Raw genomic sequence first — 14,440 nt, forward strand, 5'->3', positions numbered from 1 at the left:
GAACGGTCCCGGAGTTCCATTACGAGATGCCGAAGTGCGGGGAGAACTGGTCGACGGGCATGGCGGAGGCCTTCTGCCCGCAGGAGTGCCGTGTGGAGTGCTCGAACCATTGCGCGCACGAGTGGAATCCGGCGCGATGCAGGGAGCAGTGCCAGAAGGTGTGCATGAACGAGTGCCTCTTCGTGCCGTGCTGCACGAGGACATGGATCTGCGACGACGGCCGGAAGCTCGAACGCGAGTCCTGCAAGTACAGCTATTACGGAGAAACGGAGACCTCGGCGTGGGTGCCCACGGGCTACTGCTAGGGGCAGCCATCGACGAACCATGCTGATGCGTGCGGGGCCCATGCTGATGCGTGAACCAGGGTCAGACAGTGAACGTGTCAAGGTAGGACACCCGCTGGATCAGTCCCCGAGCGCCGCTGCGGATCTCCTCGACCTCCTGTACCAGCAGCCGCTGCGGACGCCCCTCCGACGGAGCGGCAAGCAGCCTCAGCGTGCCCTCCCATGTCCCGATGGATCCGGTCACCGACGTGAGGGCCAGCGTCACCGTGGCCTCGGCGGTGCCGACAGTGGACCATTGCGCGGGGTCGTCGATCGAACTGAGGCCCCGGATCTGGACCCCTACCGTCATGCGCGTGGTCATGCCGGCCGCGCCCGCCGGAGGAAGCGGGCCGGTGACGGTCACGGTCGCGTCCTTGCCCACGACGGACACCGACGCCTGGCGGCGGGCCGGAAGCTGGACGAATCCCGCGTCGACTCCGGCGGAGAGCCGCAGGTCCTGCGGCGAGAGCAGTGCGTTCCGCTGCAGGCGGGCCACCCGCAGCCGTACGAAGGGCTGGTAGACGTTCTGGGCCTGGAACCGCACGTCCGCGTACCAGAGGCGACGTCCCTCGTCGTACTTCACGGGGTAGCCCATGGCGTGGCCTTGGGGCACCGTCTCGTCGACGGCGCCGAGCAGGTCGACCGGCCGGGGGTAGCCGATGACCGGTGCGGAGCCCGGCTGGCGGATGGGGTCACGGCCCCACATGGTGGCCCACTTCGCCGAGGCGCCGTCGGGTTGCTCGCCCGGCCCGAGGACGCGGACGGCCAGCATCTCGCCCTCCCCCGACGCGTACCAGGGCCGTTGGAGATAGACCCGGACCACACCGTCGAGCCGCGTGCTGGTCAGCTTCGTACCGACCATCCCGCGCTCCCACTGGAAGGCGGGCACCACCGAGTGCACCGCGGGCGCCGGCGGCCGCGCGGTCGCCGGGACGTGGCGGGTGACGGTGGTCCCGGCCCGGGTCACCGGAGGAACGGTGAACTCGATCAGGACCTCGGCGCCGTCCGGGATGCCACTGGCGTCGCGGCGTGCGACGGTGCCGTGCGCGTCGTCCACGACGAAGTCACGGCCGAAGGTGTACGTCGGCCCGGGATCGGCGGGTGTACCGGAGGACGTGACGGGCGCGACGGAGGCCCGTACGACGACCGTGCCCGGCACGAACGCGGCAGCAACCGAAGCCGGCTGTGTGCCCACGAGCCGCACCTTGCGCGACTGGGTGAAGTACGAGACGAACCTCGACACGCCCACCGGGGTGAAGCGGATCGTGCGGTGGCGGGTGTCCCCCACGTCGTGGCGCGCCTCGAAAGGCACGGTCACGGTGCCCGCCCGCTCGGAAGGGTCGTCCTCGTCGTACGTCACGGGACGGTGGGCCCGGTCGGCGCGTACCGCCTCGTCGCCCTGGTGCAGGACCGCTCGCGCGAGCGTCTCGGCCGGCTTCTCCTGCGTCGGGTCGTCGATGTACTCGGTCCACTCCGCCTCTGTGTGCACGGACAGGGTGGACGCCTCGTGGAGGGTCATCCCGGGGTCGTCGAGGACGTAGACGGTCTCACCGGGGCCGCGCTTCACGCTCGCCTGCACGAACTCGGGGCCGGCGACCGGACAGCGCACAGCGTGGATCAGGCGCAGCTCCGTCGTGGGCGTGAGTTGGGCGAGCAGTCCGGCGGCGATCCGGGCGCGCAGCTCGTCGAGCTCGTCCTCCGGCCGGCCGTCGGATTCGGCGTACCACCGCCACAGCGCCAGCAGGTCCTCATCGCCCCGGTTCAGCATGCTGCTCAGCATCGCGGTATGGGTGGCGGCCGGTGGCACCGTCACGCGGATCACCCGGGCCGTCAAGTCCACGACGGGGACCTGCTGTGCGGCTCCGATGGCGCCGGGCACCACGACGAGCCGCAGCGGCAGGCGCTCGTGCCATCCACTGCCCTGCGGCCAGGAGGCCAGGAGCTCCGGCATCCCGGGCAGGCCGTGCAGGGCCGCTCCCCTCGACAGGGGGTCGGGCGGCCATGGAAGCTGCACGGTGTCGGCGTCCTTGTACGGCGTTCCGCCGGCGCCCGGGTCCGGCGTGCCCGCGACCACCCCCGAGTCGAGGCGGCTGAGCAGCGAGTACACCGCAGGATCGAGGCGGTGCTCGCGGGCCACGTCGAGGACACCGTGGCGTTCCAGCAGTTGCACGCTGGCCTTGGGAGCCAGCAGGTGTCGCTCGCAGGTCGGGCCGGGCGCGGGGGCCGCGGCGTTCGAGTTGTCCGTACGGACGACGAGCACCGTCAAGGACTCTCCGGGGGTGACCGGACGCCGGGGCACGAGCACGGGCGCGGGCACGGGTTCGTAGCGCGAGTAGCGCAGCGGGGTGCTGGCCGGCTCGCCGGCCGTCGGCCGGGACGTGAAGGGCACGCTGCGGCCGGCGAGGTCGACCAGGCGGGCCCGGAAGCGGTACGTACGGCCGTAGCGCAGGGACGGCAGGGTGCCCGGTGTGGGCCGCACCGTCGAGGAGAACGGGAGGGTGGCATCGAGCGCGGGGCCCGGCTCCTGGAGCTGCTCCGACGTGTCGATCATCTTGCCGGTCAGCTCGGCCACCGGGCTCCAGCCGCTCCAGCGGAACAGGTACTGGTGCAGGCGCAACACCGTATTTCCATGAGCGTCGACGCCTCCGGTCAGGGCATCGCAGATCGTGCCCTCGTCGTCGATGGGCAGCGCTCCGCTGTACCCGCGCACGCTGTACTGGCCGGTGCGCCGGCACAGGGGGTACCAGCGGCCGGAGGCCTGGTCGAAGACGTCCACCCGGTAGCCCTGGAGCACGTTGTCCGCGTGCAGGGTGATCGCTTCGCCGGGTTTGGTCGCCTGCTCCAGGTCCTTGTCCATGTCGACGGCCTTCTTCAGCTGTTCGCGGAAGCCGATCTGGCGGTCGCTCTCGACCACGCAAATCCCGTCAGAGCGCAGGGCGGGCGCCAGCAGGCGCGGAGCCTCACGGTCGCGCGGCAGGCCGGCGAGCATGGCGGCGTAGGCCTGAAGGCCGAGGGCCGCCGCGTCGACGTCGACGTCGACGACCTCGTACGTGTCGGTGTCGTCGAGCGGCAGGTACAGCGCGGCCTGGGTTCCGTTGCTCCGTGCCAGGAGGAGGCGGCCCTGCCGCAGGACGCAGCGGGTGAAGGGCTGGTCGACTCTGACGGACGGATGTTCCAGCGGCACCGCCTGGATGTCGATCGGTTTTCCCTCCACCAGGTTGGGCGGCAGCGGCACCGTCACCCGCCGTATCAGCCCGAGCCGCTCCATCAGTCCGGGATGGTCGGCCAGTGCCGCGAGGAGACCGTGGAAGTCCCGCTCGGGAGTCTTGAGCGCCGGGCCGCCCGCCTCCAGGTCCTCGTCCTCCGGAAGGACGAACGGTTCGTGGAAGCCGGCCAGACGCATCCAGCCGTGCGGGTCGTCCTGGAAGTCGTCGGGCAGCACCCCCTGCCGGATCAACGCCGCGTGTGCGTCGGCGGTCCGCGCCGGATCGTCCGCACCGACCAGACGTACGAGACGGTCGATGGAGTTCCATCCGTCCGTACCACCCGGCAGGTCCCCACCCTGGGTCAGTGCGGGCAGGACCTCGGGGTACGGGCTGTCCGAGAGGGGGAACATGCGGCCGTACTCCTCGCGGAGGGAACGCGACACGAGTCGGGCAGGGTAGGACTGCAGCGGCTCCGTGGCCACGGAGCGGTCGAAGACGAAGGGCCTGACCTTGGACCCGGCGAAGAGGGTTCCCCACAATGCGGGCTGGGCGACCGGCTCGACGGTGGCCTGCCTGGTCGTCGAAGACCCGCTCTCGGACCTGAACCTGACACTCAACTTGAAGGAGAAGTCGGGCCAGGACTTGGCGTTGGGAAATGCCGTCAGTGGAATGAGCTCGCCGGCTTCCATGGCCGGTGCATCGAAAAGCTGCAGGCCGAACACGAGCGAAAGGTGGGCCAGTCCGTCGGCGGTGGCCGGAGCCGTGGGGTCCGGCAGCAGGGTCCACACCACGGTCTCCAGCGTCATGACTCCTCCATCGGGGCGAAAGCGGCACAACGATCACGCCACGGCTGCGAGGTGGGGAACGCCTGGCCGAACGACGGATCGTCGCCGCCGGAGAAGGTGCGTTCCAGCTTCATCGTCACCGACTCCGAGAAGAAGGCCACACGGACCCGGACGGTCACGAAGGCCACCCCGTACAGCGTCTTGGGCGCGCGGAACACGAGGCCGAGGTAGAACTCGACCGAGATGTTGATGATGCCGAGGACGTCGAGTTCGCCGTAAGCCCGCAGGAAGCCGCCGACGGACGAGACACCCCTGTCCAGCTTGATGTACACGCTGGCGGTCACGCTGACGGCGCCGCTGGCGACGCCGAGGTTCAGCGCCACGGCTGCACCGAAGTCCACCTGGCCCTCCAGCCTGATGACCTGGCCGGTACTGACGGTCACGGCCACGAAGCCGCCCCCGCCGAACACGGAGGCCGCGACCAGGAAGGGGTGTTCGCGCGAGGACACGGCGAAAGTCGCCTCCACGGGGGCGCCGTCGAAAGGCAGGTGCACCGACGTCGACAGAGCCAGGTTCTGCAGGAGGAACACGCCCAGGCCCACACTGGGCACCGCGAGGGTGTATCCGACGTCGATCCCTTGTGGGTCGACGTTGATCCGCGGACCGTTGGCCACCGACGGCAGGTACTCGCGCAGCCGGTCGAGGAACTTCAGCTGGCCGGAGAACCCCACCCTGCCGACCTTGGCGTCCAGCGCGGTCGACATGCCGGGCTTGCTGGTGAACGCGATGCGCTGGAACTCGACGTCGAGCACGTCCGCGAACGACAGCGTGAAGTGACTGAGCTCCCCGCGCACCTCCGTGACCGGTGGGCCGCTCCTGTCGAGGTTCATCAGCGTGACACAGCGCAGGTCCAGCTGCGTTTTGTCCGTCGTCTTGAGCGGGCCCTGCTGGGTGGGACTGAGCTTGGGGTGCCAGGTGAGGGTGGTCTCCACCGCGTGAGGTGGTCTCCCGGGCAGCCGCAGCACCTTGGTGAGCATGCGGGGGACGTCCGTGCCGTCGCCCACCCCGGCCGGCGGCACGGAGACGGGCGGCACCAGCTTGGTCAGGTCGACGAAACCGAGGAGCCTGGTCGGGAACACCGGCGCGTGGGGAGGGACCGGGGGCGTGGGGGGTGTGAAGAAGCTGGCCGGGGCGAACGTCCCGCTCTTGAGTTTCTCCAGGTCGCCGCCGATCAGACCGGTGGCGCTCGACAGCCCCGTGACCGGCAGGTCCAGCTTGGCGATGCCGCCGGACGCGGTGACCGGCGGGGCGACCGAGACCTGGTTCTTCAGCCGGGCGTAGACCTGGCGGGTGGCTGCCAGACCCTCCTTTACGTACTTCTGGTCGAGCAGCAGGGTGTGAACGGCCGACCTGATCTCGTCGTCCGCCTCTGCCTCTGCCTCTGCCTCCGCCTCTGCCTGCGCCACGCCGCGCGGGACCAGGGCGTCCAGGGCGGGGATCCGTGCGTCCACGGAGAACAGCTCGGGGAGCGCCGCCAACCGCCCGGCCTCCTCCAGGGCTGCCTGTGAGGCGCTCGACTTCACCGCTTTGATGCGGAGGGTCGCGACGTCCACCGTGGTCGATTCCGGGTCGGGTCCGGTCGCGGGCGCCAGTTCCAGGCTGCCGGAGGCGGGCAGATCGATGTTCTCCGCCTGCCGGTTGAAGGCGTCCAACGCCGCGGTGAGGTCACCGTGGGCCCTGTCCCCCTTCACGAAGACCAGCGGCGCCGTGAAGGCGACCGGGTGTCCGCGCCAGTCCTCGGCCGTCAGACTGAACCGCAACCGCCCGTCGGACGCCCCCGGACCTCGTATCCAGAATCCGACGTCCGTCAGCGGGTCCGTGGTGTCGATGACGTCGGCCGTCAGCGGCCCGTTGAGCCGTACGCGGGTGAAGGGGAAGCCGCGGCCCCCGTTGGGGAGGGCGGCGACGTCCTGGTAGGTCAGGTCGGGCAGCAGCACGGTCAGGACGCTCGACCGGACGAGACCGTGATCGAGCCGCCGCTCGGTCTGTGTGGTGATCAGCGCGGGGAATCCGAAGGGCAGCAGGTAGCCGCGCTTGAGCACGTTCACGGTGGTGTCGCGGCCGCCGGCGGACTCGTGGTGGTACATGAGCACGCTGACGCTCGCCAGCCCCAGCCAGTTGCCCGTGAGGTCGACGTTCGCCCCGAGCGGGGTGAACGTCAGGTTCTTGGCCAGTGCGGGCCTCCGTGCCATCGACGCTCCGATATCGCGGCGATCCGCCAGCGAGAGGGAGCTCATGAACCCCTCGGAATCGTTGACGACCTCCGTCGGCTTGACCGGCACCGGCAGCCGGGAGGGGGTCCCGGCCGGACCGGACCCGTCGGGCCGGAGGCCGAGGCGCGTGTGCCAGATCCCGACCGCGCCGGATGCGCCGGCAACCGGCTCCGCCGCGTGCAGCCACACCGCTTGCGACGGCGTCGCGGGAGAGAGCCCGAGGCCCCACACGCATTCCAGCCGCGCTGAGTCGGTCTGCAGTCCCGCCCAGTCGAGCAGGCCCGTGGCGGTGAGCGGGATCGTCGTTCCAGGCGCCACTCGCAACGTCAGGTCGCTCGGTCCGGCGAACCAAGCCCTCTTCACCGCGGTCGACGGGCTCCCCAGCGGGGTGGCCTCCTCAAGCATCGCCTGCGGCGGCATGCGGACGAAGAGGAATCCCGGTTCCGTGGCGGTCTTCGTCACCAACCGCTGCTGGGCACCCGAACCGGTGCGCAGCAGGCCCCGGAATCTGAACTCGATGAGGAGCATGTCCTCGCGGCGCAGCAGCGTGACGACAAAGCCGTCCATGTCCATGTCGGCCGCACGGGCGGCCTCGTCGAACTCCTCGAGCGTCTCGAACCCGGACGCGACGAGGCCCACGCCGGGGTCCGACTCCGGCGGAGGCAGATCAGGGTCTTCATGCACGGTCATGTCCGTTCCCCTCAGAAGATCGCGAGGACACGGCGCGACGGACGCGCACCGCGCGCCACGGATGCCTCGCACGTTAGGCAGGGACCGTCATCCCACCGTCATCGCAGTACGCGCGCGGCGGTGTCGGCGACACGGTCACGTCCCTGCCGCAGGCGCCGGTGGCGACGCGGTGCGGTGCCTGCGTCACTCCCGCGTCATCGCGTCGTCACCGCCCCCTCCAGTGCCGGTGAGCAGGCGGACGCACTCCTTGGGCACCGCCATGGAACAGGCCCGAAGCCGAGAACGGCGAGCCCAGAGGACAGAGTTGCGGGCCAAAACCGCAGAACTGAGACTGAGGGCGGACACGCCCGACACGGTCCTCAGCCGTGTCCCGTCCCGCGAGCCATCCCGGTGACTCCATCCGGCACTCGAGGCGACCCGAGCCCTTTCGCGCCGACGGCGCGCTCGTGACGGAGGTCTTCCCCTCGCATACGCATCCACCTCCACAGGAGTTGGTGACGGTGAACCAGTACACCGACCCGCCCTCCGAGTCCTTCGAGACGCTGCTGCTCAAGGCCCACCCGGAAACGGCGCTCATCCACGAACTCGCCTCCCGGCTGAGGACGCTCCCCCTGCCCATCGCGGACTGGGACGACCTCGTCGGCAAACTGCAGCGCGAACCCGTTCCCGAGCTGCTGCAGGTACCGACACTGAACACGCCGTGCCTTCCCGACGAGCTCTTCCCGATCCGTGACGAGGCCGACCTGGCGGTCAAGCTCACGGCCACGATCCGGACCTTCCTCAGGCAGGCCCAGGCGGGTGCGGGCTCCCCCGCGCGTCTCACCCTGCCGCTCCACAAGCGCCTGGCCATCCTCGCCGACGAGGCCACCAGGGGCGCCAGGCGGGGGAGCGGAGTCTTTGACGACGGCGGGCTGCTCGGGGCGCAGCAGGCACCTACCAAGGAGACCCGATCCGTCTGGGTCGTCACGCTCGTCCTCCATGACTGCGACACCGGGCAGCTGCTGCCGTGGTCCTGGCTCACCGACTGGAGCGTCACGTACTTGTTCGATGCCAATGCGCAGTTCATCGCCGTGATCGACGGGATGTGGACGAGCTACGCCGTCCTCGTGATGCGCGACGGGTACATCAACCGGAGGTTCGTCCTGGACAGCGCCACCATGGCCGGTACGACGCAGCACATCTGCCTCAACCGGGCCTGACGTCGCGCGTCGCGCAGAGGAAGAGGAGGCGGAACCATGGCAGTGCGCATCACCATAGAAATGTTCTCGGGACGCCCGAACCCCTCATGGGAGATCAACGACCCCGAGCGCGTCAAGGAGCTACGGGAACGCCTGGGGCGCAAGCCCGCGGCCCGGGGACCAGTCGGCAGCGGCTACACGGGACTCGGTTTCGACGGCATACGAGTGGACTTCACCGAGGGCGACGCCCCGGCCGGCCTGCCCGCCGGTTTGGAACTGGCCGGAGGCGGAGCGAAGGACTTCCGCGCGAGCGCGGAACTGGCGCAGGCTCTGGTGGAGACGATCCCGCGGGACCTCGCGGAGGGCGGGGGCATCGCCGTCGGGGACACCTCGTACGCGGAACTCATGCTGGAGACGGCCCGCGGGGAGATCGAGCGGACGCTGAACGGGGGAACCCAGGGCGGGGCCTACAGGTCATCCAAGGCCCAGCAGGAGTCCGAGCTGCCTGACGGGTGGAAAGAGCAGATGCAGGCGCTGGTGGAGAGGGCGCCCTCGTGTTACATCGACACCGAGCCGTGGTCCCCGTACTACTGGAACCACCCCAACATCCAGCCCTACAACAACTGCTACGCCTATGGCGTGGCCTACAGATCGGACACGTTCGCGTGGCCCGGCCGCGCACACAACTACACCATCCCCAGCAGCATGCTGGGATATCAGGTCGCCGTGGGCCTCTACAAGGACGGGCTCGTGCAGTTCGGCTACCCCTGCCAGTCGGGGTCCAGACGCTTCCTCCTGGCCCTGTGCACGGGTGTCTATCCGTCGACCGGGGTCCGCGATTTCCACTTCTACCGGTTCCACCCAGAAACGGGCTACTGGTCGCACAAACATGCGGGCAACTCGGCGCGATATGTCGACGAATCCGGCTATGTGATCAGGGACCCCGGTGTCTGCGACAAAGGCATCTACACCGAGGTGTACGACTACCTGTTCCAGTCGAACGACTCGGTGAGGATCCGTTAGGCGCACGCCGGTCGGGCCCTGCGCGTCATGAACCTCAGAGCAGGTGAATCTCCCATGACCACCACCCATCCCGAAGTCCCCAGAGACAGGGACGGGTTCGTTCGAGCATCGTGAATCTTGCCTGCCAGGAATGCCTGCTCGAACAGGTGGTGATCCTCATTCAGGGACTGCCGGTGATCGCGGCGATCGTTGCACTCTCGTCCGAGCTCTCGCCGACGAATTCCCCGTCATGTATGGGCATGGCGGGGAAATGTCGAGTGCCGTGGCCATGGTCATTCGCCTGCTTCCCGAGGTGGGGCGCGGTGTGCTGGTCGCCCCTGGGAGCTCTTTTTGCTCGGACATTGTTGAAGCGATCGCCTCTCGCATTCGTGCAGTAGCGACCTCGTTCATTCCCCGGCGTACGGCGGTTTGCCGTGGTGCTGCTCCAGAGACTGTACGAAGGCATTGCTCGGGTCGCCCTCGGGGCGTCGTTCGGGCACGCGCTTGGGGACGGCAGCGGTGCGAGTGGAACGACCGAAGACCTCGACCCCGTTTTCGGAGACAAGGCCGCGGATGCGGCCGGCGGGAGCGCCGGGGCGGTGGACGGCGTACAGGTCTGCGGACAGACCGGCGTCAGCCGTGTGTTCCATCGTGCCCGCGTACACGGGTTCACCGGTGGTCCGGGTCACCCGCAGGGCAGCACCGTTCGCGGAGGGCTGGTAGAGGACGAGAAGAGCGACGCCCAGAGTGCCGCTCTGCGGATTCGGGCTCACGCCGTAGCCGAGCACGGCGGGAGCAGACAGGAGACGTTTTTGGCCCTGGGCATCCAAAAGGTCGCGACGGAGAACAAGGTGGGTAGGCTGCTTCCCGCAGGCGATGTCCAGAACGACGTGGGACTCCGCAGAGACTTCGGGCGCCCAGTCGCGCACCGCCGCGAGAGTGACGGATGCACGCGTCGCGCCGGTCTCAGTCGACACGAAGGGCTCACCGGCCGGACCCGGGTCGGACAGCAGAGCGAGCGGTGCCGGCTCTTCTTGACCCCGCAGCCCGAACCGGTGTGCTATCAGCGCCCGGGCGAAGTCGGCCCGGCTGACCACCGCCGGGCTCGTCTCGGGGGCATCGGCGAGCCCCGCGACCGTCCCCGTGTCTGACGGTTCGCCCAGCCGCCCCAGGGCCGTGAGTGCAGCCAGGACGACCTGCTCACCCGGATCTCGCACGTTGCGAGCGGCTGTGACGGCGCGTGCGGGTGCCGTCCTGGCGAGGGTGCTCAGGGCGGCACCACGGACAGCGTCGGCTACGTCGCTCGAGGCCACGGCATCCTCCAAGAGGTCGTCACGTCCCGGCAGCTCGACTGCGACATTCGACAGGACGCTCATGGCCTCCTCTGCGGTCATTGCCGCGGCGGCGCCCCGTAGCGCGGCTGCCAGGGTATCGCGCTGCAACTGCGTGGCAGGGATGTCGAGATACAGCATGACGGTCAACTCCTCACGGCAGGCTCGTGAAGCAGTGCTCGGCCATTTGGGTGCCTTGAGCGAACGTGAGGACAGGGAGACCGCTCGGGCCGCCGGAAGACACTGAGTAGTACATCAAGTTGGTCGGATCGCTGTAATCGTCATGGAGACCCAAATAGTGGCCGATCTCGTGTGGCATGGCGACGTTGGTATCAGCTCCGATGAGCTCCACGACCGAGCCGGTCATGTACGGGTAGGTCAGGTACTTGTTGCACGGGCCAGGGACTGGTGAGAGGCCGGCTGTCGAAGTCGCATATCCCTTCACGAGGAAGATGTCGACGGATCTACCGGGGATCGTGTAGTCGGACGTCAGCCACGTCGCTTCCGCGTCGCTGTCGATGTATGCATATCCTTGGGCATCGGCCACCGAGATCGAGTAGGCGTCGAAGCCGAAGATGTCGAACCCGACCTGCCAATATATGCGGCGGGTTGCCCAGCAGGCCGCGTTGACTACTGCCTTGTCAGCGTCGGTGAAACTTTCCCACCCGACGTAGATGATATTGACGGGGACGTGAGGCATCATGCCTCCCCTACGGAAATCTGCGCATCTGTGCAAAACGTGCGACTGCCGCGCTGCTCAGCAGAATGGCCGGCCCCCGACACGTCGAGCTGCTGCCGCACCGTCAATTTGCGTAATACTTGGGGGATTGTTCTTGCTTTCAGATTCCAACCGGGGGTGCCTTGATGTCAACTGTTCAGCGTCCACCCTACTGAGCGTCTCCCGGTCTGCCGGAGAGTAGCCGGCGGTACGGCTACGAACCCACCCCCCCCGCGCCCAAGACGGACGGAGCGCTTCGCCGCCCGACCCACCCGCTCATCGATGACGGAGGAGTGACGCGCGCTGGCTACCGTCAGGACCAGACGGAGCACCACGGAAGGCGAACTGCAACAGACGCTCGCCGACGTGCTGGCGGCCGGTCGGCGAAGGACCGGTCCATGCGGCCGCGCCCGCAGTATGCTGCCCATGCCGGAAGGGGCGTTTTCACCCTTACTCGGGGCACGGGGGCGGCATATTGGATCAGGCGTTGATTGCCCTGGCTTCGGCGGCCGGGGTAGCGGTGGCACAGGCGGCCGGCACGGACGCCTGGCAGAGCTTCCGGGAGCGGGTGGCCCGCGTCTTCGGCCGTGGCCCTGCGCCGGAGGCGGCCCAGGAAGCAGCGCTGGACAGGCTGGACCGCACGGCAACCGGGCTGGAGAGCGCCGACCCTGGCGCGGCCGAGCGAATACGGGACGCCGCAGTGGCCGCCTGGCAGACCCGTTTCCAGGACCTGATGGAGGACCTGGACGAGGACGGCCGTGACCACACCGCCGCCCAGCTGCGTGAGTTGGTGGCGCTGGCCCAGCAGGCCAATGGCGGTGTCTCGGCCGCGGACGAGGGCATCGCCATCGGCGGCGACGTGCACATCCAGGCCCAGCACCATGGAGCGGCCGCCGTGAAGATGGGCGACGTGACCATCGGAAACCCTCCCTCGCCGGGCCCGGACAAGAACTGACCGCGCCCGGCGCCCAGCCCGTTTCGCACATCACCGCGCAAAAGTTGATCCTTGCGCAGCACCAGTCGATCGCCGCCGACCGCATCAACCGGGTCGAATACCACGCCGGGCCGCGGCCCCCGGTGGTCTGGCCTGTGCGGGTGGGGATGGTGCCGCATTTGGCCTCCGCTTTCCAGGCCCGTACCGGCCTGCGCGACCGGATCGACCAGGCCCAGATCGGACGCACTTCGGTGGTGCTCTTCGGCGGCGGCGGAGTGGGCAAGTCGCAGCTGGCCGCCGCCTTCGCCCACCGGGCTCTGGCCGATGGCACCGAGGTGGTGGTCTGGTGAACGCCTCTAAGATGGCGCAGGTCGTCACCGGCTACGCTGCCGCCGCGCTCCGCGTCCAAGCGGACGGTGCACTGGGGCAGGACGCCGAGAACGATGCGCAGGCCTTTCGGGACTGGCTGGCCGTCACGTCGCGCTCTTGGCTGGTCGTGCTCGATGACGTTACCGACATGGAGAGCATTCAACCGTGGTGGCCCCCGTCCTCGCCTACCGGAGGTGGCCGGGTACTGGCCACTACCCGGCGCCGGGACGCGTTGCTGTCGGGGGGCGGCCGGGCGGTCATCGAAGTCGGGACCTACACCCCGGGCGAAGCCATCGCCTACCTGCGCAACCGGTTCACCGACGCGCACATGACCCATCTGCTGGATGCACCGGCCCCGGACCTGTTGCCCGAGTTGGGGCACTTGCCGCTGGCTCTGTCACACGCAGCTGCCTACGTGATCAACGAGGACGTGCCCTGCGGGCGCTACCTCCAGCTGTTCACCGACCAGCGGTCCCGCCTGGAGTCGCTGCTGCCCCCAGCGGCTGATACCGAGGGCTATGGCCGGCCGGTCGCCGCTGCCTTGCTGCTGTCCCTTGACGCTGTCCAGCGCCGTGACCCGGCGGCCCTGGCCGCACCGGCCCTTTGCCTGGCCGCCCACCTCGACCCGGCCGGACACCCCTTGATCCTGTGGGCCGAAGCTGCTGTCACCGACTACCTGGCAGCCCACCGCACCCCACCCCCCGCACCCCCGGAGCAGGCCGAGGTCTTCGCGCAACAGGCCGGGGCAGCACTGCGGCTGCTGCACCATTACAGCCTGATCACCTGCGACTCCCGGGACGGGGCACGCGCGGTGCGGATCCACGCACTGACCGCTCGCGCTGCCCGCGAAAGTGCCCCCGCGCCCACGCTCGCCGCGGCCGCGACGGCGGCCGCGAGCGCCCTGGCCACGATCTGGCCCGAAAAAGACCACACCGATCGCGACCTTGCTGCAGTGCTTCGGGCCAACACCGACACCCTGGCTGCCCTGGCCGGTGACCTGCTGCGGCAGCCCGACCTCTACCCGGTCCTGCTCAGAGCCGGGAAAAGTCTGTTGGACGCAGGCGCGTACGCCACGGCGGTCATCCACTGGCAGCGACTTGCCCTTGACACCGAGCGGCTGCTGGGCGACGAACATCCCAGCATCGTGGTCACCCGCGGCTTCCTGGCCCAGGCTTACCGGCGAGCGTGGCGCGTCGAGGAAGCAGTCACCTTGGCGGAGCAGGTTGCCGCCGACGCTCAGCGGCTGCTGGGCGAGGAACATCCCTCTACCGTGACCGCCCGCAGCACCCTGGCCGACTGCTACTCGACGGCGGGGCGTACCAGTGACGCGGTTGTCCTTGGGGAGCCGAGGGATGGCGGGTGACAGGACAGACAGGTCAGCCCCCGTACTGCGCCTGCCGCGCGACCTTGCAGGACGCGCATAGGCGCGAGTCGCCCACCCCATCGCGGCAGGTGGGGGCGCCGCAGCGCGCGCAAGGTCCGGTCTGGCTCGGCGCCCAGGTGACGGGCTCGGGTCTGGCAGGGGGCTCGGGGGTGGGCATGTGTGACTGAGCACCCCATGTGGCGGGTGAGTGCTTGAGTTGGCGGAAATGGGCCGTTGGCTGGCGGGGACCGCCAGCCCAACTGTCGTC

General features: G+C 69.1%; 11 protein-coding genes. 6 read left to right on the forward strand and 5 right to left on the reverse strand.

The features are described 5' to 3' along the window. Positions 1-19 precede the first annotated feature (19 nt). On the reverse strand, positions 20-166 hold the full coding sequence (locus AB0953_RS31020) for a hypothetical protein (RefSeq protein ID WP_366862893.1): 147 nt from the start codon (positions 164-166) through the stop codon (positions 20-22). Here AB0953_RS31020 and AB0953_RS31025 point away from each other — a divergent pair. Next, a complete protein-coding gene (locus AB0953_RS31025) occupies positions 165-305 on the forward strand; it encodes a hypothetical protein (RefSeq protein ID WP_366862894.1) in 141 nt (46 codons plus the stop codon). The two genes, AB0953_RS31020 and AB0953_RS31025, sit on opposite strands and share 2 nt — an antisense overlap. Positions 306-366: 61 nt before the next feature. Here AB0953_RS31025 and AB0953_RS31030 read toward each other — a convergent pair whose 3' ends face one another. Together AB0953_RS31030 and AB0953_RS31035 are read right to left on the reverse strand one after the other, a co-directional pair. Beyond that, positions 367-4,335 (reverse strand): hypothetical protein, encoded by a 3,969-nt coding sequence (locus AB0953_RS31030; protein WP_366862895.1) that lies wholly within the window; start codon positions 4,333-4,335, stop codon positions 367-369. After that, positions 4,332-7,277 (reverse strand): hypothetical protein, encoded by a 2,946-nt coding sequence (locus AB0953_RS31035; RefSeq protein ID WP_366862896.1) that lies wholly within the window; start codon positions 7,275-7,277, stop codon positions 4,332-4,334. Before AB0953_RS31035 ends, AB0953_RS31030 begins: the two co-directional genes overlap by 4 nt. A 500-nt stretch (positions 7,278-7,777) precedes the next feature. Between AB0953_RS31035 and AB0953_RS31040 the strand changes: the two genes are divergently transcribed. Both AB0953_RS31040 and AB0953_RS31045 read left to right on the forward strand, forming a co-directional pair. After that, positions 7,778-8,476, forward strand: a complete 699-nt coding sequence (locus AB0953_RS31040; protein ID WP_366862897.1) for a hypothetical protein — start codon at positions 7,778-7,780, stop codon at positions 8,474-8,476. Between the two features lie 36 nt (positions 8,477-8,512). Continuing rightward, complete coding sequence (locus AB0953_RS31045) at positions 8,513-9,478, forward strand: hypothetical protein (RefSeq protein ID WP_366862898.1); 966 nt, start codon at positions 8,513-8,515, stop codon at positions 9,476-9,478. 386 nt (positions 9,479-9,864) lie between these two features. On the opposite strand, the gene AB0953_RS31050 is transcribed toward AB0953_RS31045, so the two are convergent. After that, positions 9,865-10,929: a hypothetical protein gene (locus AB0953_RS31050; protein ID WP_366862899.1), complete on the reverse strand. Its 1,065-nt coding sequence runs from the start codon at positions 10,927-10,929 to the stop codon at positions 9,865-9,867. A 13-nt stretch (positions 10,930-10,942) separates the two neighbouring features. Then, the gene (locus AB0953_RS31055) at positions 10,943-11,491 is read right to left on the reverse strand and encodes a hypothetical protein (RefSeq protein ID WP_366862900.1); all 549 of its coding nucleotides are present in this window, start codon (positions 11,489-11,491) and stop codon (positions 10,943-10,945) included. Between the two features lie 535 nt (positions 11,492-12,026). On the opposite strand from AB0953_RS31055, the gene AB0953_RS31060 reads away from it, so the two are divergent. The 3 genes from AB0953_RS31060 to AB0953_RS31070 are packed head-to-tail and all read left to right on the forward strand — an operon-like array spanning position 12,027 to position 14,172. Then, entirely contained in the window at positions 12,027-12,461 is a 435-nt protein-coding gene (locus AB0953_RS31060) for a hypothetical protein (protein ID WP_366862901.1), read from the forward strand. A gap of 44 nt (positions 12,462-12,505) precedes the next feature. Next, positions 12,506-12,790, forward strand: a complete 285-nt coding sequence (locus AB0953_RS31065; protein ID WP_366862902.1) for a hypothetical protein — start codon at positions 12,506-12,508, stop codon at positions 12,788-12,790. Next, a complete protein-coding gene (locus AB0953_RS31070; protein ID WP_366862903.1) occupies positions 12,787-14,172 on the forward strand; it encodes a tetratricopeptide repeat protein in 1,386 nt (461 codons plus the stop codon). Before AB0953_RS31065 ends, AB0953_RS31070 begins: the two co-directional genes overlap by 4 nt. Positions 14,173-14,440 lie beyond the last annotated feature (268 nt).

Origin of the sequence: Streptomyces sp. NPDC046866, from assembly GCF_040704625.1 — a bacterium.
Lineage (GTDB): Bacteria > Actinomycetota > Actinomycetes > Streptomycetales > Streptomycetaceae > Streptomyces.

Excerpts from the sequence above, each read along its gene's own strand:
- AB0953_RS31025 (WP_366862894.1), top strand. The coding sequence starts at position 165 with ATGAACGAGTGCCTCTTCGTGCCGTGCTGCACGAGGACATGGATCTGC.
- AB0953_RS31020 (WP_366862893.1), bottom strand. The coding sequence starts at position 166 with ATGCACACCTTCTGGCACTGCTCCCTGCATCGCGCCGGATTCCACTCG.
- AB0953_RS31030 (WP_366862895.1), bottom strand. The coding sequence starts at position 4,335 with ATGACGCTGGAGACCGTGGTGTGGACCCTGCTGCCGGACCCCACGGCT.
- AB0953_RS31035 (WP_366862896.1), bottom strand. The coding sequence starts at position 7,277 with ATGACCGTGCATGAAGACCCTGATCTGCCTCCGCCGGAGTCGGACCCC.
- AB0953_RS31045 (WP_366862898.1), top strand. The coding sequence starts at position 8,513 with ATGGCAGTGCGCATCACCATAGAAATGTTCTCGGGACGCCCGAACCCC.
- AB0953_RS31050 (WP_366862899.1), bottom strand. The coding sequence starts at position 10,929 with ATGCTGTATCTCGACATCCCTGCCACGCAGTTGCAGCGCGATACCCTG.
- AB0953_RS31055 (WP_366862900.1), bottom strand. The coding sequence starts at position 11,491 with ATGATGCCTCACGTCCCCGTCAATATCATCTACGTCGGGTGGGAAAGT.